Source organism: Tritonibacter mobilis F1926, assembly GCF_000376545.2.
Lineage (GTDB): Bacteria > Pseudomonadota > Alphaproteobacteria > Rhodobacterales > Rhodobacteraceae > Epibacterium > Epibacterium mobile.
In genome coordinates, this window is record NZ_CP015232.1 from 61087 (window position 1) to 83622 (window position 22536).

21 protein-coding genes are annotated in these 22536 nt (G+C 62.1%); 9 read left to right on the top strand and 12 right to left on the bottom strand.

Going from position 1 to position 22536, the window contains the following annotated elements:
• The first annotated feature begins 11 nt into the window (after positions 1 to 11).
• From K529_RS21730 to K529_RS21755, 6 genes are all read left to right on the top strand, one after another.
• Positions 12 to 572: a hypothetical protein gene (locus K529_RS21730; protein ID WP_005642827.1), complete on the top strand. Its 561-nt coding sequence runs from the start codon at positions 12 to 14 to the stop codon at positions 570 to 572.
• Entirely contained in the window at positions 562 to 1230 is a 669-nt protein-coding gene (locus K529_RS21735; RefSeq protein ID WP_005642832.1) for a M23 family metallopeptidase, read from the top strand. The genes K529_RS21730 and K529_RS21735 overlap by 11 nt, the downstream gene beginning before the upstream one ends.
• Positions 1214 to 1783, top strand: a complete 570-nt coding sequence (locus K529_RS21740; protein ID WP_005642835.1) for a gamma-glutamylcyclotransferase — start codon at positions 1214 to 1216, stop codon at positions 1781 to 1783. Before K529_RS21735 ends, K529_RS21740 begins: the two co-directional genes overlap by 17 nt.
• A gap of 231 nt (positions 1784 to 2014) precedes the next feature.
• Positions 2015 to 3457, top strand: coding sequence for an SLC13 family permease (locus K529_RS21745; protein WP_005642839.1), 1443 nt, complete (start codon positions 2015 to 2017; stop codon positions 3455 to 3457).
• Positions 3458 to 3582: 125 nt separating this feature from the next.
• The gene (locus tag K529_RS21750; RefSeq protein ID WP_005642842.1) at positions 3583 to 4878 is read left to right on the top strand and encodes a vanadium-dependent haloperoxidase; all 1296 of its coding nucleotides are present in this window, start codon (positions 3583 to 3585) and stop codon (positions 4876 to 4878) included.
• A 110-nt stretch (positions 4879 to 4988) separates the two neighbouring features.
• Positions 4989 to 5519, top strand: coding sequence for a DUF2938 domain-containing protein (locus K529_RS21755; protein WP_040643156.1), 531 nt, complete (start codon positions 4989 to 4991; stop codon positions 5517 to 5519).
• A 94-nt stretch (positions 5520 to 5613) separates the two neighbouring features.
• Here K529_RS21755 and K529_RS21760 read toward each other — a convergent pair whose 3' ends face one another.
• A complete protein-coding gene (locus K529_RS21760) occupies positions 5614 to 6180 on the bottom strand; it encodes a flavoprotein (RefSeq protein WP_005642854.1) in 567 nt (188 codons plus the stop codon).
• Between the two features lie 40 nt (positions 6181 to 6220).
• Complete coding sequence (locus K529_RS21765) at positions 6221 to 8116, bottom strand: MaoC/PaaZ C-terminal domain-containing protein (RefSeq protein ID WP_046002216.1); 1896 nt, start codon at positions 8114 to 8116, stop codon at positions 6221 to 6223.
• A 251-nt stretch (positions 8117 to 8367) separates the two neighbouring features.
• Here K529_RS21765 and K529_RS21770 point away from each other — a divergent pair, with 251 nt between their 5' ends.
• Positions 8368 to 9384 (top strand): NAD(P)H-binding protein, encoded by a 1017-nt coding sequence (locus K529_RS21770; protein WP_052699523.1) that lies wholly within the window; start codon positions 8368 to 8370, stop codon positions 9382 to 9384.
• 24 nt (positions 9385 to 9408) lie between these two features.
• Here K529_RS21770 and K529_RS21775 read toward each other — a convergent pair whose 3' ends face one another.
• The 10 genes from K529_RS21775 to K529_RS21820 form a co-directional block, all read right to left on the bottom strand.
• A complete protein-coding gene (locus tag K529_RS21775) occupies positions 9409 to 10161 on the bottom strand; it encodes an SDR family NAD(P)-dependent oxidoreductase (protein WP_046002214.1) in 753 nt (250 codons plus the stop codon).
• Between the two features lie 12 nt (positions 10162 to 10173).
• Complete coding sequence (locus K529_RS21780) at positions 10174 to 10917, bottom strand: SDR family NAD(P)-dependent oxidoreductase (RefSeq protein WP_046002213.1); 744 nt, start codon at positions 10915 to 10917, stop codon at positions 10174 to 10176.
• Entirely contained in the window at positions 10914 to 12401 is a 1488-nt protein-coding gene (locus tag K529_RS21785) for an FGGY-family carbohydrate kinase (protein WP_046002212.1), read from the bottom strand. Before K529_RS21785 ends, K529_RS21780 begins: the two co-directional genes overlap by 4 nt.
• Positions 12402 to 12434: 33 nt before the next feature.
• Positions 12435 to 12773 carry a carboxymuconolactone decarboxylase family protein gene (locus K529_RS21790; RefSeq protein WP_005685823.1) on the bottom strand — a complete coding sequence of 113 codons (339 nt, stop codon included), beginning with the start codon at positions 12771 to 12773 and terminating at the stop codon, positions 12435 to 12437.
• Positions 12766 to 14313, bottom strand: coding sequence for an alpha/beta fold hydrolase (locus tag K529_RS21795; protein WP_046002211.1), 1548 nt, complete (start codon positions 14311 to 14313; stop codon positions 12766 to 12768). The genes K529_RS21790 and K529_RS21795 overlap by 8 nt, the downstream gene beginning before the upstream one ends.
• On the bottom strand, positions 14310 to 15299 hold the full coding sequence (locus K529_RS21800) for an alpha-ketoacid dehydrogenase subunit beta (protein ID WP_005666417.1): 990 nt from the start codon (positions 15297 to 15299) through the stop codon (positions 14310 to 14312). The genes K529_RS21795 and K529_RS21800 overlap by 4 nt, the downstream gene beginning before the upstream one ends.
• A 4-nt stretch (positions 15300 to 15303) precedes the next feature.
• Positions 15304 to 16359, bottom strand: coding sequence for a thiamine pyrophosphate-dependent dehydrogenase E1 component subunit alpha (locus K529_RS21805; protein ID WP_046002210.1), 1056 nt, complete (start codon positions 16357 to 16359; stop codon positions 15304 to 15306).
• 10 nt (positions 16360 to 16369) lie between these two features.
• The gene (locus K529_RS21810; protein ID WP_046002209.1) at positions 16370 to 17365 is read right to left on the bottom strand and encodes an ABC transporter permease; all 996 of its coding nucleotides are present in this window, start codon (positions 17363 to 17365) and stop codon (positions 16370 to 16372) included.
• A complete protein-coding gene (locus tag K529_RS21815) occupies positions 17362 to 18879 on the bottom strand; it encodes a sugar ABC transporter ATP-binding protein (protein ID WP_065317508.1) in 1518 nt (505 codons plus the stop codon). The genes K529_RS21810 and K529_RS21815 overlap by 4 nt, the downstream gene beginning before the upstream one ends.
• Positions 18880 to 18970: 91 nt before the next feature.
• Entirely contained in the window at positions 18971 to 19927 is a 957-nt protein-coding gene (locus tag K529_RS21820) for a sugar ABC transporter substrate-binding protein (protein ID WP_080929584.1), read from the bottom strand.
• A 158-nt stretch (positions 19928 to 20085) separates the two neighbouring features.
• Here K529_RS21820 and K529_RS21825 point away from each other — a divergent pair, with 158 nt between their 5' ends.
• A complete protein-coding gene (locus tag K529_RS21825; RefSeq protein ID WP_005662673.1) occupies positions 20086 to 21057 on the top strand; it encodes a sugar-binding transcriptional regulator in 972 nt (323 codons plus the stop codon).
• A gap of 177 nt (positions 21058 to 21234) precedes the next feature.
• Positions 21235 to 22524, top strand: coding sequence for an amidohydrolase family protein (locus tag K529_RS21830; protein WP_005662675.1), 1290 nt, complete (start codon positions 21235 to 21237; stop codon positions 22522 to 22524).
• Positions 22525 to 22536 lie beyond the last annotated feature (12 nt).

Here is a 22536-nt window from a genome sequence, read left to right on the forward strand (position 1 = left end):
TGGAGTAAATCATGTTGAGAGATTTGAAGATTTTGCAGCGCGCTGCGGTCGTTGCAATCGTCAGCGCAGCCCCAATGATGCTGGCGGCGGCGGAGCAGGCGATCATAACCGAAGCCAGTATCGACTGGACGTCGGCTGAGGCCGCAGCCACGCAGACTGCCGCGCAAGAAGAAGCGGTGACATCTGCCTTTCTGGCGCTGCCCGCCAGCGCTGAGCCGACCGCGTTGCCGGTGATGTTGTTTGGAGAGGCGGCCGGCCTCTCGGCGCCGGGGTTTGTCAGTCAGGGCAGCGCTTATGCAGCCTATTACACCCAAGGCGACATTCAGATTTCCATTTCGGGATCAAAATCCGTGGTTCAGGCCAAAGATGCGCTGACGTTGCATCATGAGCCTGCGGCCTGGGAGAATATCGGCACCGGGGCAGACTACAGCCTTGCGCAATTTGGGGCCTATTACACGTTGCGCATCACCTGCGATGAACCCACCACCGACACCCGCTGCACGCAGCCTGAATACCTCAGCGGGCTGGCTGAGCATCTCTTTGTTGTGAAAGGACAAGCCAATGCGATGTAAGTCTTTGACCGCGATGCTGTTGATCGGCGTTGCCGCAAGTCAGGCGCAGGCCGATCCGCGTTTTCTAGCGCCGGGTGATCTTTTGCCCGAGAGCGGTGTCGGGGTGACAGACCCGATGGTCTTTTTCCCGGACATGCGCTTTCCGATGGAGAGTGGTCCTGCCTACGCCAATTCATCTGCGGCGCTTATCGGTGGACGCAATGGACCGGAGGGAGATTCCTGTGATCCGTCCAACTACAGCTATCCATGGCGGGACAATTTTTGCGAATACCGCCGGATGGATCTCGCGGTGTGCGGGGCAGGGGGACATATGGGGCAGGATCTAAGACCTGCAACCTGTGAAAAAGGGGTGCATTGGACAGTGGCGGCCACGGATGGGGTGGTGTCGCATATCGGGCGCTTTGCGGTGACGGTGCAATCCCCCGACGGCGCGCTGCATCGCTATATCCATCTCGATATGGACAGCGTCACGCTGAACCCGCTTGATCGTGTCAAACAGGGCGACCGCATCGGCACCGTCAGCAATGGCTGGCTGAGTGAAATTCCGATCCATCTGCATTATGACATCCGCCAGCCGGTTCAAATTGGTGATGCGGTGCATGCGCTGTTCCTGCCGCCCTACAGCAGTCTGGTGGCCGCTTATGAAAAGCTCGACTGAGCCGCGCGGCGGCGTGGACTGCACTTGGGTCTTTGCCTATGGGTCGCTGATCTGGGATCCGGGCTTTGACCCGCAGGAGCAGGTGGTTGCGCGACTGGACGGCTGGTATCGACGGTTCTGTCTGCGTTCACTGCGCTATCGCGGCACCTTTGACGAACCGGGATTGGTGCTGGCGCTCGATGCGGGCGAGGGCAGCTATTGCGAAGGGGTGGCGCTGGCGATCCCTCGGGCCGCAGAAGAGCCGGTCATGGCGTCAATCCGGGCGCGCGAGCTGTTCAATCCGGCCTACCGCGAAATCCGCGCGCCGTTGCAATTGCAGGATGGGCGCGTGGTGCAGGCGTTCACCTATGTGGTCAATCGTGACCACGCGCAATATGGCGACTTCACCCCGGCGCAGCAGGCCGAGATGATCGCCACCGCTGCCGGAGAGCGTGGACCGAATGTGGACTACCTCTTTAATACCGCCGAGCATCTGAGCAAGCATGGGATCGCAGATCCCATGCTCGACCGGTTGTCGGCTGAGGTGCGAACCCTCCAGCGCGAATTGACCTGAGCGGAGCTCCCCAGGACTGCTTTGGCCACACCTTTGTGTGAATTCGCGTCTGGCCCTCCCGGGCATGCTGTCGTGAGAGGGTCTTTTTCTGTTTGGTTTCAAGTAAATAACGAACACATATGGCGTGCTATTTGCTTTGCCGGGGCCTCACTTCAGATAAATCGATTGGATTTCGACCGTCGGGATCGACACAGAATTGATGAATTTCATCATCAATAGGTTCGAAGTGACATGAGCAAGAAAGCACAACAGGCCAGCTTGTCTTCGGTCGGTTTCTCATTTGGAAAGCCCTATCTGGCGTTCTCTGCCAAAGCGTGGAAGATCCTGGTGATTTTCATGCTGGGGCTGTTGGCGTGGATCGGGGCGGATCGATATTTGACCCCGGAACTGGCACCGGTGGCGGCGATCGCCGTGGTGTGTCTGGGGTTCTGGGCCAGTGCTGTGATGCCGGAGTATTGGACGGCGCTCGCGTTTTTTCTGGTTGCGATGATCACGCAGATCGCCCCGCCGGAGACGGTGTTTTCCGGGTTTGAGACATCGACGTTCTGGCTGTTGTTTGCGGGGCTTGTTTTGGGGGCTGCGATTAAATTCACCGAGCTGGACAATCAGGTGGCCCGCTTACTGACCCGGTTGCCGTTTCAGACCTATGCGGGGACGCTTGCGGGGATTGTGGCGGGCAGTGTGGCGCTGGCGTTTCTGGTGCCGTCCTCTATCGGTCGCATCATGATCCTGTTGCCGGTGATTTCCGCGCTGGCGGCGCAGCTGGGATTTGGCACGCAGTCCAACGGGCGCACGGGGCTATTGGTGGCGGCGTGTTTTGCGACCTTTGCGCCTGCCTTCACGATCCTGCCCGCCAACGCGCCCAATATGATCCTGGTGGGGATGAGCGAAGCGCAATACGGGCTGGAGTTTTCCTATTTCGATTACCTTTTGCTGCATTTTCCCGTGCTTGGGCTGGTAAAGTCCGGGGTCATCATTGGCCTGACGTTGCTGTTTTTTCCGGACCACATGCCGGAGCGAGGCGATGTCACGCCGCAGACCCCGGAACCCGTAAGCCGGGCGCAGGCGCTGCTGATCGCCATTCTGGCCCTGTGTCTGATCCTGTGGCTGATGGATGCATGGCACGGGATTTCGCCTGCGTGGATCGGGCTTGCGGCGGCGCTGGTGTGCCTGTGGCCGAGCCTGAAGCTGACCAGCCCCAAATGTATCAATCAAGACCTCAGCTATGGAGCGCTGTTGTTCGTGGCGGGGATCATGGGGCTCGGGGCATTGATCGGCCATGCCGGTCTGGGCGAGGCCCTGGTCGCGGCTGCATCGGATTGGATCAACCTGTCGCCACAGACGCCGGTCTGGAACCTCTCGGTTTTGACGGGGATGTCGACATTGGTGGCCATGGCAACCAGCCTGCCGGGCGTGCCGGCGGTGATGACCCCGATGGCAGGCGATTTGGCGCAGGCGTCGGGCCTGACGGTCACCACGGTTTTAATGACGCAAGTGTTGGCTTTTTCAAATGTGTTCCTGCCCTTTCAAGCGCCGCCTCTGGTGGTCGCAATCCAAGCAGGCAACCTGCGGGCGGGCGCGGTGATCCGCTTCTGTCTGGCCTTGTTTGCGATCAGCTTGTGCCTGCTGGTTCCGCTGGATTTCCTCTGGTGGGCGCTGCTCGGTCAGATCTGAGTGGGCTGATTGCGCAATCGCGAGGCTTCGGATTTGCCGGGGTCTGCCCTCCGGTGTTTCGATTTGTGTGGCCGCGCAACCCGTTTCACACTGAGCTGGGATTAGTGACTTTTCGAGGTGAGATTATGACCCGCGTCTTCAAGAAAATGAAAACTCTTATGGCCTGCTCCGCGCTGGCGACCATCGCCCTGACCCCCTCTGTGCAGGCGGAATTGGCGTCGGATCTGCAAGATGGTGTCGCTGCACTTATGGCGCAGTCCAAATGGACCGGGGCGCAGCGCCAGCGCTCCTTGACCATTATGCATCTGGCGATGTTCGACGCTGCGAACGCCACGCAGGGTGTCTATGCGCCGTATGCCTATGCGGGCAAGATCGATACATCCGCCTCGCCGCAGGCCGCGGTAACCCAGGCCGCGCTGTCGGTGATGCAGGAGTTGCTGCCGGAGCGTCAGCAGGATCTGGAGGCGCTTGCGGGCTCTTACTTTACAGCGGCCACGGATGCGGCAAGTCTGGAGTCCGGGCGTCGGATTGGTGCGGCGGCGGCAGCGGCTGTTTTGGCTGTCCGGGCGCAGGATGGTGCGGACTTTTCGCTCGACTATACGCCCGGTGCCGCCGAGGCAGGGGTGTATCAGCCGACCTCTGATCGGGCGATGGTCGCACCAAAGATCAAGGATATGACCCCATTTGTGCTGACCTCCGCCAGCCATTTCCGGGTGCCGCCGCCGCCGTCTCTGGACAGCGCGCAGTATAAACAAGGGCTGCTGGAAGTGGTGACACGGGGGGGCAAGGACAGCCCGGCCACCGCAGAAGAGATCGAGATTGCCAAACTGCACGCGGGGTCTGGCTCTGGTGCGTGGAACCAGTTGGCGCGCAACAGCAGCCGTGCCTGCGCGCTGCCGCTTCTGGAAGAAACCCGGATGCTGGCGCTGTTGAATGTCGCCCTGAGCGATGCGCTGATTGCCGGGTTCAATGCGAAATACAGCTATGCGTTGTGGCGCCCGCAAACCGCCGTGGAGGCGTTGGGGACAAGTTACAGTCACCCGGATCTGAAAGCGGGTATGGAATGGGAGTCGCGCATCCCGGCGCCGATGCATCCCGAGTACCCCTGCCAGCATTGCACAAGCGGCAGCGCTGCGCTGGAGGTGATGTCCTCGGTGTTTGGCAGCGCGCCATTTCCGATCCGTTTTGAGGGCGCGGCCAATATCAGCAAGGACTACGACAGCTTGCAGCAATTTGCCGAAGAAGAATCTGAGTCCCGTCTGATCGGCGGGGTCCATTACCGCCGGTCGAACGCGGTGGGGGATATGTTGGGCTATCAGATCGGCCATCACGTGGCGCAGACGGCCTTGCAACCGCTCAGCGGTGGCAGCGCCCCCCAGCAGGCCTGTGACGGTTTCGACAGCACCATGGTGCTGCAGTAATTGGTAACGAGTACCGCGCCCGGCCAAGAGAAGGCCGGGCGTTTTTTGCAATGTGTCAGGAGCTGAAACAGCTTTTGATTTCACAAGTGACAGAGAGTGACCCCATGAACATGACCCCTGCACAGATCCTTTTTCGTGTGCTCCTGATCGGAGTTGGTGCAACCCTGGTGATGGATATCTGGGCCATCATTGCAGAGGCGCTGTTTGCGATCCCGCAAAGCAATTTTGCCATGGTGGGCCGCTGGATCGGCCATATGCCAGAGGGTGTGTTTGCGCATGAAAGCATCCGCGCCGCCGCCCCTGTGACAGGCGAAGTCGCACTTGGCTGGGGCGCGCATTACGTGGTGGGCGTGAGTTTTGCTGCGCTCTACGTGGCGATTGGTGGACAGCGTCAGCTGCGGCGACCTCAGTTGGTTTTTGCTCTGCTGGTTGGGTTGGGCACGATTGTGTTCCCCTTCTTTGTCATGCAGCCCGCGATGGGTGCCGGGATCATGGCCAGCAACCGTCCCGACCCGACATTTGCCCAACTCAAGAGCGTGATGACGCATCTGTCCTTTGGGGTGGGGCTTTATGTGGCGGCCTGGCTGCAGGCAAAGCTACTGCCGCAAGCGCGCCTAGAGTTGCGTGATGTCACCGGATAACCCGCGCGGCCCCTGCGTGTTGTTCGCAAGAGCAAAGCCGCCATACGCATTCCGGCGTTTGGCGGCTTTGGCGTTCATGGGGTCTGAGGCAGGGTCAGTGTTGTGGAGTGAGGCGGCTTTGCAGGATTTCGACCACGTCTGAAGGATCAGGCAGCGAATGGTGGCCATGGATCTTTTGCATATGCGGGTCGTTGTGTTCACGCCAGACCGGTTGAAAGACCTCATAGCCATCTTCGCGAATTTGGCTGACGTTGCGCTGCACCGAGGCCTTGTCCCACATTGGCCCCCCCATCACTGGAAAGAAAAGCACCGGGAATTCTGCCGCGAGGATCACCGTGGTCAGTCGGTTCTGTGACGATCCATTGGCCACGGCGCTCAGGGTGTTTGCGGTTGTCGGCAGCACGGCGAGCAGATCGTGTTCGGCGGCGATCCGTCCCGGTTTGTCGGTGCGCCAGTTTTCCGGCCGGTCGCCATGGATCAGCCGATCGACCAGCAGCGCCAGCGTGTCCGTGTTGACGAATTTCACAGCCGTGGGCGTGAGCATCAGGCTCAGCGTGCAGTCGATATTGTCTTTGATGGCGCGCAGGTAGAACGGCAACATGGTCAGATCGAGCGAGCCGCACGCGCCGATGAGAATGCGGGGTTTGGGGGCTGAGGTCATAAGAAATCCTTTCGAATAAATGGAAAAGAGGTGCGATCCATCAGGGGCGCGCCTGCGTGCGCTGGGGCCATTCGCTGGCAACAAGGGTCAGCAGATCAAATTGCGCAACACGGGTATCATCGTCGCTGCGCAAGACCTGACAGGCCCATTGCACCTCGGCTGCGCCGGCCTTGCTCAGAGGGCCGATGCAGCAGCAGGTGAGGGTGACATAGAGCGCGGTGTCGAAATAGACGGGTGCAAAAAACCGCAGGTCCTTGGCACCGAGATTGGCCAGCACCGGGCCGGGTTCAGGATCAACAAAGAGGCCATTGGCCAGCGCCATGATGAACTGACCATGCGCAACCCTGCCTGCAAAGAACGGATGGCTGCGCGCAGCGGTTTCATCCATATGCGCATAAAAGAGATCGCCGGTCAGATGGCCGAACGCTTCGACGTCCTCGGCACTGACAATGCGGTCGGCGCTGCGCAGATGATCTCCGACCCGGAGGCGGGACAGGGGTTTGCGGAACGGGTGTTCGCCTTCGCGCACCGGCACGCCCTCCATCCAGATCCCGGAGACTTGGGTCAGCAGGGTGGCTGGGCCGGTGATTTCACTCTCTTCGAGGTAGAATTCCAATAGCGAGAGGATGTCCTCCTCTGCCGGGGCGGGCGCCTGGGGTCCGGGGCTGGCGGTTTCGGGGTTGAACACGGTGATCTGGTCCAGACAGGGCGCAAGGCTGGCGACAAATTCACCCAGAAACCCGTGCTGGCGCGACACGACCGTGAGGCTGCGCTGGCCGGGAAACTGACGCAGAACCTCCAGCACGCCATGGGTGTCGCTATAGGGCACCAGAGAGATCTGCGGCGCGGGGGCTTGGGTGTTTTCCATGGCGGCGGACAGGGAGGCCGGACCGATGCCGATCTTTCCAAAAGCCGAGCGCAGACGTTCGGTGGCGCGCTCTTCGAGCGAGGCGGGCACCAGCACACAGGTTGTAAAAGAGGCGTTGCGGTGAACGGTGGCGACCGCCTCGAGAAACAGCTCCCACTCCTGCGCACCGGGGTCGTATTCGGGGGCCAGCAGCAGGGCGGTATGGCTGGCCTGACAGGCACCGAGACGCACGCTGCCGTCCAGCACCTTTGGGTGGGCGTGAAAGGTCGCGGTATGCGAGGGCTTGGCGCAGAGGGTGACGATATCGCCGCGTTGAAAATGCGGCAGGAGGGTCTCGGCATCGATCACCGGCACCACATGAAGCACGCTCTCGGGGAGGGCAGCGGTACTGCGCAGCAATCGACACAGGCCGAGGGCCGAAGGCTGTGCGATGTCCGAGACGCACATGAGCACGCTGCGCCCGGACAGGATCGCAAGGCTGAGCCGTTCCATCAGGTTGGGAAAGGAGGCGTCATTGGCCACCACATGCGCGGCCAGCCCGCTGCCCGGTTGTTTCAGTCGCATCCGCACCTGTCGATCGGGGCAGGGGGCGGCGGTCCCCGCTTGTGCGCAGGGGCGGGCGGGGTCGCGCAGGATCATTTTCTGGTCAGGAAGGCCGCGGCAGGCCAGTGCCACCAGCCGTTTCATACGCAACAACCCCTGCAGGAACCCGGTGTCGGCCAGAATGGGATCGTGGCGTGCCCGTTCGCTGTTTGCCAGTGCGGTCAGCCCGTCGTACATCCGGCGCAGCAGTTGCGCGCGTTTGGCAAAGCTCAGACTGCGCAGGCTTTGGCCGCTGGCCCCGCGACATTGGGCAATCTGTTGTGCGAGCGTGCCGTGGCGGCTCCTGTATGGGGTCTCGTGTGTTGCACGTTCTGACAGATCCGGCAGATCCGGGCGCGCGGAGGCGCAAAAGGGCGTGCCATCCGGCACACCGGACTGAATGGCATAGGCCAGTTCTACGCCACGCTGAACGGCGGTCTTGCGCCGTGAGGTCAGATCGGTTTCAACGTCGACGGTATTGGCCATGTCACGCTCCACTCAAATGCACAGATGGCAGAATTGAGCGTGATCCAGCCTCGTATTTCCAATCGATTCATCGGAGGGCGTGCTTCAGCTTTTCCGAGGTCAGTGCGCGGGGCGCGCGCCGTGGCAGGGCGTTGTCTGTGATCAGCCTTGCTGAGAGGGTTGTTCGGAAAAATCGATGCCTCTTTTTTATGCGCCTAAATTATGCTCGGGGCATTGGAATTTGGACCTATTCAGAAAAGAGGTATTTGAACATGGCGGAGCAGAAGACCATTTGTATTGCTGGTGCTACGGGGCTGGCCGGGGCCTATGCGGTGCGCGAAGCCTTGCGCAGAGGTCACAATGTGCATGCCACTGCGCGCGATATAAACCGGGCACATCGGTTATATGAGTTTCCCGGTGCGGCGGGCAGGCTCCGGCTGTTTGAGGCCCATGCCGAAAAGCCCGAGAGCTTTGTTGCGCCCTTGGTCGGCGCGGATGCGGTCATTCTGGCCTGTTTCCCAACCCCGCGCAGCGGGCGAGACGGGCGCGCGATTGCAGAACTGGCGCCAGGGCGGGCGTGGCGCGATGTGGTTGCGCCGGCCAAGATCGCCTGCCGCGAAATCCTGCAGATTGCGGCGCGCACGGATGTTGCGGCGGCGGTTCTGTGTTCAAGCACCGCCTCCGCAGCGCCCGTGCCGCCGCCGCCGGTGCTGAATGAACTGCGTGACGTGTCCTCGCTGGCCGATCAGCGCGCTGCTGGCAAATTCATGCAGGCCCAGAAAACCGCGATGGAGCAGGCCGCACAGGAAGCGGTGGATCAGGGGGGCATCCGTCTGACGGTTTTGCTTTCGAGTATGATGGTGGCCCCTGCTTTGTTGCCGTGGCATCTGGACGGCCATGTACTGGGCTTTCTTGCTGGTTTGGTGCGCGGCATTCCGGGTTGGCATCAACAGGTGCCGGATGGTGCCATGTCATTGACCAGCCCCGAGGATCTGGCGGGTTGCGCCTTGCAGGCCTGCGAGAATGCGCAGGTGGTGGGGCGCTATTTCACCCTGAGCGACAGTTGGACCTGGGCGCGGATCTATCAGGAGATCGCCCATTATGTGCCGCAAAGCGCCCTGCCGGTGACAAATGGCGCAGCGCCAAAATTGCCGACAGTTTATGACTTTTCGCGCCGGGACAGCCTTGGGGTCGCGTTCACACCGATAGACGAGATGTTGCGCCGCTTTTTTGCAAGTGTGCCGACGCCTTCGGGCGAAACTTCACCGCAGCGCGTCAGCGCGGAATGAGGCAGCGCTGACGCTGTGAGCGGCTCAGGAGAACACGATGCCGCCGTCAACATTGAGCGTCTGACCGGTCACAAAGGCGGCATCATCGGAGGCAAAGAAAGCCACCGGGCCGACCACGTCCTCGGGATCGCCGATCCGCGCCATTGCGGTTTTCGCGGACCATGCGCTGCGGGTTTCGGGGTCGTCCAGATTGACCCGGCCCATATCGGTGAGGATGATCCCCGGACAGACGCAGTTCACTGTGATGCCAAGCGGGCCGACCTCTTGCGCCAGCACGCGGGAAAACCCCATGACGGCGGCTTTGGATGCGGAATAATGCGCCTGTTCGGGCGCGCCATGTTTGCCGCCGATCGAGGCGATATTGACGATCCGCCCATACCCGCGGGCTTTCATCGAAGGCAGCAGCGCTTGTGTTACCATGAAGGTGCCCTTGGCGTTGACGTCCATCACCGCATCCCAGACCTGTTCGGGCAGACCATCAACCGGGCCTGATATCAAAATGCCCGCATTGTTGACCACGGCGTCGATCTCGCCGAGGTCTGTGCGAGCCTGCGCCACCATGGCCTCGACCTGCGCCTTGTCGGAGACATCGGCATAAAGGCAAAGCGCGCGCTGGCCTGCGGCGCGGATTTGGGCGGCGACGCCTTCCAGCTCTGTCTTTTGTCGGTCAATATCGTTGAGCGCGACATCATAGCCGCGGGCTGCAAGGCCCAGTGCGATGGCGGCGCCGATGCCGCGGCTGGCGCCTGTCACGAGCGCGGTTCTTGCTTTGGTCATGAGAAACTCCTGTTAAGCTGCGGTATAGCCGCCATCCACCGTGAGGATGGTGCCGGTGATGTAGCTGGCGGCGGGAGAGGCGAGGAACAGAACCGGGTCGGCGATCTCTTGTGGGTCGCCCAGACGCCCCATCGGGGTGCGCTGCATCCAGACCTCAAACCAGTCCTGTTTGGAGCGACCCGCCAGCGTGAGTTCGGTGGCGGTGTAGCCGGGGGCCACCGCATTGACGCGCACCCCTTGGCTGGCCCATTCCAAAGCGGTGGATTTGACCAGCAAATTGACCCCGGCCTTGGCGGCATTATAGGCGGCTTGTGGTTGCGGCCAGACGGCCACCTCGCCGCAGATCGACGAGGTCACAACACATGCGCCGCTGCCGCGGTGGGCCATGCCGGGACCAAAGGCGCGCAAACTGTGAAACACACCCGTCAAATTCACGTCGATCACCCGCCGCCAGTCGGCGGGGTCGACCGTTGCGGTCGGGGCGTTGTGAACGATGCCAGCATTGGCCACCAGTACATCGGGGTGTTCGCGGCGCGCAAGCGCGGCGCAGGCGTCCCAATCGGTCACATCAAGGGGTGCAAAGCGTCCGCCAAGCGCGGCGGCGAGGGCCTCGCCTGCGGTTTGATCCAGATCGGCGATCACCACCGTGGCACCGGCCTGCGCCAGCGTGCGAGAGATGGCAGCACCGATCCCCTTGGCCCCGCCGGTTACCAATGCGGTCTGGCCCTGCAGGCTGAACCGTGCGGCCAAACTCATGACAGCACCTGTTTCAGCGCCGGATAGAGTGCGCAGTAGCGTGTGTAGATCTCGTCATAGGCGCGGGTATTGTCCGCGCGCGGCTCAATCAGGCGTCCGGGGTGGACCATGACGCCGATGCCCTCATCGATGGTGTCAAAGATGCCAGCGCCGACGCCCGCAAGCACCGCCGATCCGGTTGAGGGGGCATCGGGCGAGGCGGGCACCCGCACCGGGATGCCTGCGGTATCGGCGTGGATTTGCAACCACAGATCAGAGGCGGTAGCCCCGCCGCCAACGGTGATTTCCTCGCCCGTGTAGCCCGCCTGCGCAAAAGCATCGAGAATGGCGCGGGTGCCAAAGCCGATACCTTCCATGGTGGCGCGGAAAATATGGTGCAACTCATGGCCAAGGTTCAGCCCGACCAAAGCGCCGCGCGACAGCGGATCGGTGTGCGGCGTGCGGTTGCCCTGAAAATGATCCTGCACCAACAGCCCCTCGGCCCCCGGTGGCAGGGCTGCGGCTTGGGCGTTGAGGCGTTCGAAATCCAGCGGAGCGCCGGTGAGGCGTGACAGCCAGTTGAGGATCGAGCCGGTCGAGGTTTGTCCGCCCTCGACGATCCAGCGGTCGGGGTAAACGATATCGGCATAGCTGCCCCAGACGCCCTGCGCGTGGATGGGGGTTTCGGTGACGCCGAACTGGAGATGCGAAGAGCCGGTGATCATCGCAAGCTGGCCGGGGCGGTGGACCCCGAGGCCGATCATCCCGATCAGCGCATCCGCGCCGCCCTGCACCACTTTGACCGATGCGGGCAGGCCCAGCTCGTTGGCGGCGGCGGCCGTGAGGGTGCCAACCACATCCCCCGGTGCGACGACACGATTGGGCCATTTCTCCTCAAGCTCGGGTATGCCCAGTTTTTGCAGAAGGCTGCTGGCCCATCCCCCCTCGCGCGAGCGGTAGTGCCAGCGCAGCCCGGCATTATCGAGGCTGGCTGCCCATTCGCCGGTCAGACGATAGGTGATGAAATCCTGATATTCGCAGATGCGATGGGCCTTTTCAAAAATCTCCGGCTCATTGCGTTTGAGCCAGAGCGATTTTGGGATCATCCATTCGGCAGAGACCGGCCCCTTGCCGCCGCCATTGAGCGCCAGTGCGGGATCTGCGGTGTCGAGCACGGCTTGCGCCTCGTCGTGGGCGCGCACATCCATCCACATGATCGCGGGTCGCAACGCGCGGCCATTTCCATCAATGGCGACCACCGTGCAGCAGGTCGTCGCGTAGCAGATCGCCTTGATCTGATCGGCGGGGACGCCAGCCGCACGGATTGCGCCCTGTGCAGCGTTGACGAAGGTCTGCCACCAGTCCTCGGGGTTTTGTTCCACCCGTCCCGGTTTGAAATCGGTTTTGTAGGGCACGGCGCTGGTCCCGAGACAGGTGCCATCGGCATCGTAGACGCGGGCGCGCAGGCTTTCGGTGCCACCATCGGCAGTCAAAAAACAGGCCATGAAACCTCCTCATATCATGGACAGGGTTCCTTTTTAGAGAGTGCGGTAGGCCTCCAATGCCTTGCCCGCGTACATGACAGCGGGCCCGCCCCCCATTTCGACGGCCACCTCAAGGGCCGCAACCAGCGCCTCCTCGCTGGCCGCATGGCGTTTGGCCGCATCGACATGATAGAGGATGCAATCTTCGCAGCGGGTTGCAACAGCGATTGCAACGGCGATCAATTCGCGGTCGGCGGTGCTGAAGTGGCCTGCCGTGGTGGCGGCGGATGACACGGCGGCAAAGCCTTTCATCAGGTCGGGTGCTTGTTTGGCAAAAGCGCCCATGCGCAGTTTTGCGGCCTTCAGGGCCTCGGTCGGCGGTGTGTCAGTCATCGATGATCCCCTTGGCGATAATGGCGGCGGCGGCTTTGGGGTCATCCCAATGCGGCATATGTCCGGCGCGGGCAAAGACGTGGAGCGCGATCTCGGGCGCAACATCGAGCGCATCCTGCCAGTCGAGCACCGCATCTTCGCATCCGGTTAGAATCCGCACTGGCATGTGCCGGGCCAGATCTGCGAGCGGGGCGCGCAGGTTCAACCGCTGCTGATCGCCATGGCTCAGATCCGAGGCCAGTGCGGTCAGACGTCCGCGCGCAAGGTCGGCGTGGATCTGCGCCACGGTGGCTGGCGAAAAGGCGGCGGCACGCGCAGAGAGGGTGCGCAGCAGATGGGCGATGGCCCCGGCGCTTGTGGCTTCGGCCATGCCAGTGAGGAAGGCACCGTTGATCCAGAGACCAAGCCCCGCAGGCGCAATCAGCGTAAGCGAGCGCACCGCTTGGGGCGTGGCAGCGGTGGCGGCAATGGCGGTGGCTGCCCCAAGCGAATGGCCCACCAGATGCACCGGGCGCGCGGGGTCGAGCTCTTGGGTCAGGGCGTTGACCAGATCGTCAAAGGTCTGCGCCTCTTGCGGCGTCTTGCCATGGGCGGGCAGATCGACCGCCCGCGCGGCGATCCCGGCGCGACCAAGCATTTTACCAAGCTGTTCAAAGGTGACGCTGTCGCCTGCAAAGCCGTGCACGAGCAGGGCAGGGGTGCCATTGGCTGGTCCCCAGGACATTGCCGCCAGACGACCTGTGCTGCCGGATTGGCTGCGGGTCACATCGATAAGCTCAATACGGCCACGCCGCCCGGTGCCTTGGATGCTGTTGAGATCCAGCCCGGCCCGGCGCGCGGCGCGGCGGGCCAGAGGAGTGGCGCGCAGACGCTCCCCGGCAGGGCGCGCCGCGGACGGAGAGGGGGCCGTGGGGGTGTTGGCGGTGGCGGCTGCGGGCGAGACCTCGGGTTCTGCGGCGGGGGGCATATCGCCTGCATCTTTAGGTGCGACTTCGACGCGGGCGATGGGGGTGTCGACCTTGACGGTCTCTCCCGGTGCAACAAGGGTTTCCACCAGGCGACCGGGCACCAGAGCGGGAAATTCAGCCACGGTTTTGTCGGTCTCGACCTCCAGCAGGGAAGCGCCGCGGGCGTAGTCTTCGCCCAGTTTTACCATCCAGCTGATGATTTTGCCCTCTTCCATGGTTTCACCCAAGCGAGGCATCAGCAGGTCGATCACCACCTTGCCCGCTGCGGGGGGCGCTGTATCAGCTTCCGTATCTGGGTCAGCATCTGTGGCGCTGACCCAATCTTCCGCGCCCGCGAGATCGATTTCGGCAATCGGCTCTCCCAGGCGCACCAGCGCGCCGGGGCTGACGAGGATCTTTACCAAGCGACCGGAGCCAAGGGCCGGGTATTCCACCGCCGTTTTGTCGGTCTCAAACTCGACCAAAGGCGCGCCGCGTTCAAACGACTGACCCTCGGTGATGCGCCATTCGGAGACCGTGCCTTCTTCCATGGTCTCGCCAAGGCGGGGCATGGTCAGGGTGACGGTGCTCATGCTGCGCTCCTTTCTGCCAGCAGTCGCGCGGCCACCTGTTGCACCGCCTGTGATGTGGGCACGGAGTTGGCCTCCAGATCGACCGAGACGGAGATCGGGATGTCCTCGCCGCACAGCCGGATCACCGGTTCTGCGAGGAAGTCGAAACATTCCTCGTGGATGCGGGCAGAGAGTTCCGCGCCAACACCGGCGGTCATGACCCCTTCGGAGACGACCATCACCCGCCCGACGCGTTCCACATGTTCGCGCACAGTGTCGAAATCCAGCGGGTTGAGGCAGCGCAGATCAATGACTGTAGCCTCAAGTCCTTGTTTGGAAAGCTCTTCTGCGGCCTTTAGTGCATGATGCACCTGACGCGAGTAGGTCACGATCACCAGATCGTCGCCGGTGCGGCGCACGGCGGCCTTGCCCCATGCGGGGGGTGGGGCCGAGAGGTCGACCTCTTCTTTCAGGGTGTAGAGTGCCTTGTGTTCGATGAACACCACCGGATCGGGCTGGCGCAGCGATTGGCGCAACAGGTGATAGGCGTCTGATACGGTTGCGGGCATCACGAGGCGCAGGCCGGGCGTGTGCAGCACGTAAGCCTCAAGCGATTGCGAATGCTGCGCGCCTGCGGACCGGCCCGTGCCACCTTGGGTGCGCAGGACCATCGGCACGCCGATCTGACCGCCGAACATATAGCGGATCTTTGCGGCCTGATTGCCCAGCTGGTCCATCGTCATGCCGATAAAATCGACATACATCAGCTCGGCCACGGGGCGCAGGCCGGACATGGCAGCCCCCACGGCAGCGCCGATGATGGCAGGTTCTGAAATTGGCGTGTCGATCATCCGCGCGGCGCCAAATTCCTCATAGAGTCCTTTGGTGACACCATAAGCGCCGCCGTAGCGTCCGACCTCTTCGCCGATCACCACAACGCTGTCGTCCTCGGTCATGGCGTCGCGCAGCGCCTGTTTGAGCGCATCCCTATATGTCATCTGGACCATGTGCTCACTCCCTTGCAAGAATTCGGTCAATACGCGCGGCCACCGCCTCGGGTTCGGGTTCGCCGGGCGCGTAGACATCGCGGAACATCGAGTTCAGTGGCGGCTCACTGGCGGCGATGGTGAAATCAATGGTGGCATCCATCTCTGCTGCGATCTCCTGATCGAGTGCGTCGAGATGTGTGCCCTCTGGCTCGCCCCCTTCGATCAGGGCGGCGCGGGCGAATTGGACCGGGTCCTTGGCGCGGCCCTGTTCCTCGTCCTCGGCGCTGCGATAGGGGCTTTTGTCCATCCGGGCGTGACCATAAAAACGGTAGCATTCTATGGCGAGAAACCCAGGCGTGCCGCCGCGCGCGGCATCAATCACCCGGGTGGCCGCGGCGCGCACCTCGCGCACATCCAGCCCATCCACGGTTTCGGCATTGAGACCAAAGGCCAGACCGCGTTCATGCAGGGCGCGGCCCTTGGTGGCCTGTTCGATGCGGGTGCCCATGCCGTATTGGTTGTTGATACAGACAAAAACCACCGGCAAATCCCAGAGCGCGGCCATGTTCATGCTCTCGTAGAGGATGCCCTGCTGCATCGCGCCATCGCCAAAAAACGCCACCGAAATGGCCCCTTTGCCCGCGCGTTTGGAGGCCAGACCCGCGCCGACCACGGCAGGGATGCCGCCACCCACGATGGCGTTTGCGCCCAGATGCCCGAGCCCCATATCGGCAATATGCATGGAGCCGCCTTTGCCCCGGCAATAGCCCTCTTCCTTGCCGCCGATTTCAGCCATCATGCGTTTGGGGTCAGCCCCACGGGCGAGAAAGATCCCGTGACCGCGGTGGTGGGTCGTGAAGGTGTCGCCCTCCTGCATCAGCGAGGCAACGCCGACAGCGGCGGCTTCTTCGCCGATCGACAGGTGGAGCATGGAGCCTGCGGACTGGCCGCGCACGAACAATTCGCCCACCCGTTCCTCGAAGGTTCTGACACGGCGCATCTGTCGATAAAGCGGGAGCAGTTCCGTGTTGGAGCGGGCAGCCCGGTCGGCCACGGCGGTTTCAATGGGTGCCGTCATAGTTGCATCCTCACAGCAAATTCAGTTTGGTCGTGCGGGAGACAATCGCCACGGCGGTCAGAATGATGATGCCTTTGACGATGTTCTGGATGTAGGTGTCCATCCCGATCAGGTTGAGGCCGTTGTTGATGACCCCGATGAAGAGCGCGCCGCAAAAGGTGCCCAGCACGGTTGCGGTGCCCGGACGGAACATGGTCATGCCGATAAATACGGTGGCCAGCCCGTCGAGCAGGTAGCGTTCGCCCACATTGGGCTGTCCCGACCCCAGACGGGAGGCCAGAAGCGCGCCAGCGATCACCGCAAAGACCGAGACAAGGACCAAGGCCGCCATCCGGTAAAAGGTGATCCGCACCCCCGAAAGCTCCGCCGCTTTCTGGTTGCCGCCGACCGCATAGACGTAGCGGCCAAAGACTGTGCGCTCCATCACGAACCACGCGATGGCCACGGCGCAGACCATAAAGAACGCAAGGTTGGGGATGCCAAACAGACGGCCCTGACCCAAGGCGAGATAGGTGTCGGGCAAGCCGCCATAAATCGCGCGTCCGCCGGTCATCAGGAAGTTGACCCCAAAGAGGATGGACCCCATGGCGAGGGTCGCGATCAGCGAGGGAATACCGACCTTGGTGATCAGCACCCCATTGATGAGGCCGACGATGATCCCGGCCAGCAACCCCGCCAGAAGTGCGAGCGCCAGCGGGTAGCCCATGGTCAGCAGGAGCGGCACGAGAATGCCCGCAAGCCCCACCGTATAGCCCACCGAGAGGTCGATTTCCTTGGCCGCAAAGCCAAAGGTCAGCCCCGAGCCCACAATGGTCAGGATCGCAATCTGTTGCAGAATGTTAGAGAGGTTAAACGGCGTCAGAAAACGGTCGACGAACAGCGAGAACCCCAAAAACATCAAGATCAGAACACCCAGCGTCGAGTAGCGCTGAACAAAGTCCGACCGGACCGGTTTGGGCGCGGAGGCGGGGGTGGACGCAGATATCTGTGCAGTTTGGCTGGTCATGCTGCATCTCCGGTGATGGCTGTGATGAACTGGCCCTCGGAAAAGTCCCGGGCATGAATGTCTGCACCGGGGCGACCGTGGACAAAGGGAATGGCGCGGTGGCAGACCTGAGCGATCTCGCCCAGATCAGACGAGGCAATGAGGATCGCGGCGCCTTCTGCGGCGAGGCGGCGCATATGGGCGTAGATCTCCATTTTAGCGCCGATATCGACGCCTTCGGTTGGCTCGATGAAGATCAGAACCTTGTAGCGGGCCTCTGCGCCATAGAGCCATTTGCCGATAGAGACCTTTTGCTTGTTGCCACCAGACAGGTTGCGGATCAGCTGGCGTTGGTTTGGGGTTTTGACATTCAGGAGCTTAATCACCCGGTCCGCTTCGCGCCGCTCAAGGCTGCGGTTGAGGATGCCGCTTTTGGCGGCAAATTCGGGATGCACCATGGTGAGGTTTTCAACCACCGTGCCATCGCCCGCGAGCGCGTTTTCCATCCGGTGATCCGGGACCAAGGCCACGCCGGCGCGCTGCATGACACGCACGCCTGAGCCGCGGATCGGCTGGCCATCCACAGAGAGTTCACCGCGCACGACACCCTGTCTGGCATAAAGAGACCGTGCAAAGCCAAAATGCCCGGCCCCCGTCAGGCCGATCAGGCCGACGATCTCGCCCCGGCGCAGATGAAATGCGTCCATCTCGACGGAGCCGACGGCCCAATCCTCGACCGCGAGGATAACAGGGGCAGTGGCGGGGTCCGCAGGCATGGAGGGGGTGGCGGTTTCGGCCGCTGGCTGTCCGGCCTCGCGGCGCAGCATAAGATCGGTCAGCACCGCTTCGCTGGCGGCGGCGCGGTCGAGCGTGCCCACATGTTTACCGTCCCGCAGCACGGTGATCCGGTCCGACAGCTCCACCACCTCAGAGAGGAAATGCGAGATCAACACCACTCCGACGCCTTTGGTGGGCAGCCGTTTGATGATGCCCCACAGCTGCTTTTTCTCGCGCGCCTCAAGCGTTGCGGTGGGCTCGTCAAGGATCAGCAGACGAATGTCACCACGCAGGGCGCGCACGATCTCGATCACCTTGCGGTCTGCCATCGGCAGGTCACCAACCGGGCGGTGCAGATCTAGATCCAACCCCGGAAACCATGTTGCCAGCAGCCGCTCGGCCTCGGAGCGCAGGGCACCCCGGCGCATGATCCCGGCGGTGTGGCGGGGTTCGACCCCGAGCATGATGTTTTCAGCGCCCGTCAGCGAGGGCACGAGGCTGCCTTCCTGGCTGACATGGGCAATGCCATGCCCAAGCGCGCTGCGCGGGCTGCTGAGTGTGACGTCGGTGCCCGCAACCGTGATCCGGCCGCGCGTGGGCTGGAGCGAGCCGCCAAGGATGTTCACAAAGGTGCTCTTGCCTGCGCCGTTTTCGCCTACGAGGCCATGCACCTCGTTGAAATGGAAGGCGACATTGACCTCGTCCAGCGCCCGCGTGCCCGGGAACTCCATAAGGATATCAGAGAGATGCACAGACATGTGCCCCTCCTTTCGGGTGATTTCAAAAAGACCGTTTGAAGGCGGACCACGCAGCCTGCTGGCACATGGTCCGCCGCCGGGGAGACAGGAGTTACATGAAGTCTTTGCAGTTTTGCTTGGTCACCAAGGGGGCGTCCATGTAGACGATATCGCTGGGGATCACGTCCTCGCGCGCCTTGCCCTCGCCGACGATGGCGGTGATCCAGTCGCCAATCTGCGCGCCCATGCCCTCAAACGGCTGGCTCACGGTGGCGATCATCATGCTGTCGGGCTTGCAGACCTCGGCCACGGCCTGCGGGTGGCCGTCGATGCCGATGACTTTGACATCCGAAAGCCCTGCGGCCTTCATCACGTTGATGGTGGCCTGCGCCGGTTCGTCCCATGGCGCCCAGACCGCATCGATGTCCTCGCCAAAGCGGGCGACATAGTCCTGCATGGTTGAGGTCGTGTCCTCAAAGAAGGCGGTGTAGTCGATGTTGTGTTCGGCCAGCACCTTTACGTCGCCGTATTCCTGCAGCACTTTTTCCATCACGTCGCCGCGTTTGCGGGTGCCGTGGTGTTCGGCCATGCGGAAGAAGATCAGATTGCCCGCGCCGCCCAGTTGATCGAGCAGGTAAGGCGAGACATCTGCGGACATGGCCCAGTTGTTGGTGGTGATATCCACCTGCACGCCGTCGATATAGCCGCTGTCGACGGAAAAGACCGGCACGCCTGCCTCGACCGCGACATCAATGGCCGCTTTGGAGGCGCGCAAATCCGACATGGTGATGATGATGGCATCAACCCCGCGCGACACCGCGTCCTGAAGGTTTGAGGCGGTGGCCTCGCCAGAGCCCTGACTGTCCAGAAAACTGACGTCCCAGTCATACCCTTTGTCCGAAAGCCAGTCCTCAAAACCGGCTTTGACGCGCTGTTCGGACTGAGCGGCGGCGTTGGAATGAACCCACGCGATATTGAGCGCATCCTGCGCGGCAAGGGGGGCGGCGACGCCCACGGCCAGCGCGGTTGCGGCGACACATGTTGAGAGTTTGAAGGCGATTTTAGTCATTGGTTCCTCCCTGGAATGGATGTGATCGCGGTCCTCCTCACCGCTGGCACAGGGGGATACTGCGACTCGATATTACTTTTGTCAAGCACGAGTACATTTGTAATTCATGAAGTGGATGTACAATTGTCAGGCCGAGAGACAAAGGTTATTCTCTGGGCATGAAAGATATTGATGATCTGCAAATCATGAGCCGCGCAGCCTGGCTCTATTATGTCGGCGGCCTCAATCAGGAGGAGACGGCAAACCGGCTTGGGATGACTCGCGCGCGGGTCAACAAGTTGCTTCAACTCGCAAAAGAGGCGGGGATCGTGTCGATCTCGATCGATTCACGGGGCAATGGTCTGTTGGAGGTGGAAGAGGCGCTGCGGGCGCGGTTCAACCTGGAGCGCTGCATCTGTTCGCCGCCATTGGGGCTGACCCGTGGCAGCAGATTGCCCGGCCATCTCAAGGATTTTCCGCGCCGGGCGGTGGGATCGCTGGCGGCGGCGCTGTTGCGCGATCAGCTGGCGCGGCAACCCGACTCAGTGATTGGCACGGGATGGGGGCGGACCCTCGATCAGATCACCCGCAATATGGCCGGTGTGCGGGCACCTTCTGCGCGTTTTGTCAGCCTGATGGGGTCCTTAACCGCCAATAGCGCGTTTAATCCGTTCGAAGTGGTGCAGGCGCTGGCCCGTGCCACGGGGGCGGATGGTTACTTTCTGGCGGTGCCGTTTATTGCCAATAGCGCCGAGGATCGCGACACGCTTTTGGCGCAGACCACGGTGAGCGCGGTTCTCGATATGGCGCGTCGGCCCGATCTTGCGATCATCTCGGTCGGAGAACTCACGGATGAGTCGCTGTTGCGCCAGTCCGGGATGATCTCTTCGTCGGAACTGAGCGCGCTGCGGGATGCCGGGGCGATTGGCGACACCAATGGTATCTTCTTTGGCGCAGCTGGTCTGCCGGTCGATCATGACCTCAATCACCGCACCCTTGCGGTCGGGTTTGACTCGCTGCGGCAATCACATTGTGTGCTGCTGTCCGGAGGCGTTGAGAAGGCAGAAGCCACGCTTGCGCTGCTGCACAGCGGTCTGGTGAAGACCTTGATTATTGACGGCGACACCGCCTGCCTGCTGAACGAGATGTGAGATTTCCAAATTGAGCGCAAACAGGGCGGGCGGTGCCATACGCAGCCCGTGGCGTCTGCAATTTGAAAAATTGACCAATTGGTAAAGTGCTGGCAGGCTGCGGGCAAAGGTCCGGCGCGACGGGGGAAACTGGCAGAGCCAGCCCCCAACGCAGCTGGCAACGAGAGGACAGCCACCATGAGTTTTGACCTGATTATCCAGAACGCGACCCTGCCCGATGGTCGCAGCGGGTGCGACATTGCCTGTCGGGACGGGCGCATTGCCGCGCTTGAGCCCAATATCACGGCAGAGGCCGCGCGGGTCATTGATGCGCAGGGGCTGCTGGTGTCGCCGCCCTTTGTGGATGCGCATTTCCATCTGGATGCCACCCTGTCGCTGGGACGTCCCCGGATGAATGCTTCGGGGACGTTGCTGGAAGGGATTGCGCTCTGGGGGGAACTCAAACCGATCCAGAGCATTGATGAGATCGTCGCGCGGGCGATGCGCTATTGTGATCTGGCGGTCAGTCAGGGCCTTCTTGCCATCCGCACCCATGTGGACGTGAGCGATGAGGATCTCAAGACCGTCGAGGCGATGCTAGAGGTGCGCGAGAGCGTCAAAGACTATATCGATCTGCAGCTTGTGGCCTTTCCGCAGGATGGGGTGTTTCGCGCCGAAGGAGCGGACAAGCACCTGTTGCGGGCTCTCGATATGGGGGTCGATGTGGTGGGTGGCATCCCGCATTTTGAACGCACGATGGCGGATGGCGCGCGCTCGGTTTCGTGGCTGTGCGAAGTGGCCGCAGAGCGGGGCCTGCGGGTCGATATGCATTGCGACGAATCCGATGATCCGCTGTCGCGCCATGTGGAGACATTGGCCTATGAGACCCAGCGGCTTGGGTTGCAGGGGCGGGTGACGGGATCGCATCTGACCTCGATGCATTCGATGGACAATTACTTTGTGTCCAAGCTGATCGCGCTGATGGCCGAGGCCGATATGCAGGTGATCGCCAATCCGCTCATCAATATCATGTTGCAGGGCCGCCATGACAGCTATCCCAAACGCCGGGGCCAGACCCGCGTGCGCGAGCTGCGGGATGCGGGGCTGAATGTGGCCTTTGGTGCGGATTGCGTGATGGACCCTTGGTATTCGCTGGGGGCGGCGGACATGCTGGAGGTGGCCTCTATGGGGCTGCATGTGGGGCAGCTTTCGTCGCGTGAGGATATGCGCTGGTGCTTTGATGCGGTGACGGAGCACCCGGCCAAGATCCTCGGGCTGGAGGGCTATGGTCTGGCGGTTGGCAATAAGGCGGATATGGTGCTGTTGCAGGCCTATGACCCGATTGAGGCGATCCGGTTGAAACCCTCGCGGCTGGCCGTTGTGCGCGGCGGCAAGGTGATCTCTGAGACACCGCCAAAGATTGCGACGCTCTCGCTAAAGGGACGTCCCGCGCAGGTGGACCCGGCAAGCTATTGTCCCGGTGAATGATCGCAGACTGCA

Excerpts from the sequence above, each read along its gene's own strand:
- K529_RS21730 (WP_005642827.1), top strand. The coding sequence starts at position 12 with ATGTTGAGAGATTTGAAGATTTTGCAGCGCGCTGCGGTCGTTGCAATC.
- K529_RS21735 (WP_005642832.1), top strand. The coding sequence starts at position 562 with ATGCGATGTAAGTCTTTGACCGCGATGCTGTTGATCGGCGTTGCCGCA.
- K529_RS21740 (WP_005642835.1), top strand. The coding sequence starts at position 1,214 with ATGAAAAGCTCGACTGAGCCGCGCGGCGGCGTGGACTGCACTTGGGTC.
- K529_RS21745 (WP_005642839.1), top strand. The coding sequence starts at position 2,015 with ATGAGCAAGAAAGCACAACAGGCCAGCTTGTCTTCGGTCGGTTTCTCA.
- K529_RS21750 (WP_005642842.1), top strand. The coding sequence starts at position 3,583 with ATGACCCGCGTCTTCAAGAAAATGAAAACTCTTATGGCCTGCTCCGCG.
- K529_RS21755 (WP_040643156.1), top strand. The coding sequence starts at position 4,989 with ATGACCCCTGCACAGATCCTTTTTCGTGTGCTCCTGATCGGAGTTGGT.
- K529_RS21760 (WP_005642854.1), bottom strand. The coding sequence starts at position 6,180 with ATGACCTCAGCCCCCAAACCCCGCATTCTCATCGGCGCGTGCGGCTCG.
- K529_RS21765 (WP_046002216.1), bottom strand. The coding sequence starts at position 8,116 with ATGGCCAATACCGTCGACGTTGAAACCGATCTGACCTCACGGCGCAAG.
- K529_RS21770 (WP_052699523.1), top strand. The coding sequence starts at position 8,368 with ATGGCGGAGCAGAAGACCATTTGTATTGCTGGTGCTACGGGGCTGGCC.
- K529_RS21775 (WP_046002214.1), bottom strand. The coding sequence starts at position 10,161 with ATGACCAAAGCAAGAACCGCGCTCGTGACAGGCGCCAGCCGCGGCATC.
- K529_RS21780 (WP_046002213.1), bottom strand. The coding sequence starts at position 10,917 with ATGAGTTTGGCCGCACGGTTCAGCCTGCAGGGCCAGACCGCATTGGTA.
- K529_RS21785 (WP_046002212.1), bottom strand. The coding sequence starts at position 12,401 with ATGGCCTGTTTTTTGACTGCCGATGGTGGCACCGAAAGCCTGCGCGCC.
- K529_RS21790 (WP_005685823.1), bottom strand. The coding sequence starts at position 12,773 with ATGACTGACACACCGCCGACCGAGGCCCTGAAGGCCGCAAAACTGCGC.
- K529_RS21795 (WP_046002211.1), bottom strand. The coding sequence starts at position 14,313 with ATGAGCACCGTCACCCTGACCATGCCCCGCCTTGGCGAGACCATGGAA.
- K529_RS21800 (WP_005666417.1), bottom strand. The coding sequence starts at position 15,299 with ATGGTCCAGATGACATATAGGGATGCGCTCAAACAGGCGCTGCGCGAC.
- K529_RS21805 (WP_046002210.1), bottom strand. The coding sequence starts at position 16,359 with ATGACGGCACCCATTGAAACCGCCGTGGCCGACCGGGCTGCCCGCTCC.
- K529_RS21810 (WP_046002209.1), bottom strand. The coding sequence starts at position 17,365 with ATGACCAGCCAAACTGCACAGATATCTGCGTCCACCCCCGCCTCCGCG.
- K529_RS21815 (WP_065317508.1), bottom strand. The coding sequence starts at position 18,879 with ATGTCTGTGCATCTCTCTGATATCCTTATGGAGTTCCCGGGCACGCGG.
- K529_RS21820 (WP_080929584.1), bottom strand. The coding sequence starts at position 19,927 with ATGACTAAAATCGCCTTCAAACTCTCAACATGTGTCGCCGCAACCGCG.
- K529_RS21825 (WP_005662673.1), top strand. The coding sequence starts at position 20,086 with ATGAAAGATATTGATGATCTGCAAATCATGAGCCGCGCAGCCTGGCTC.
- K529_RS21830 (WP_005662675.1), top strand. The coding sequence starts at position 21,235 with ATGAGTTTTGACCTGATTATCCAGAACGCGACCCTGCCCGATGGTCGC.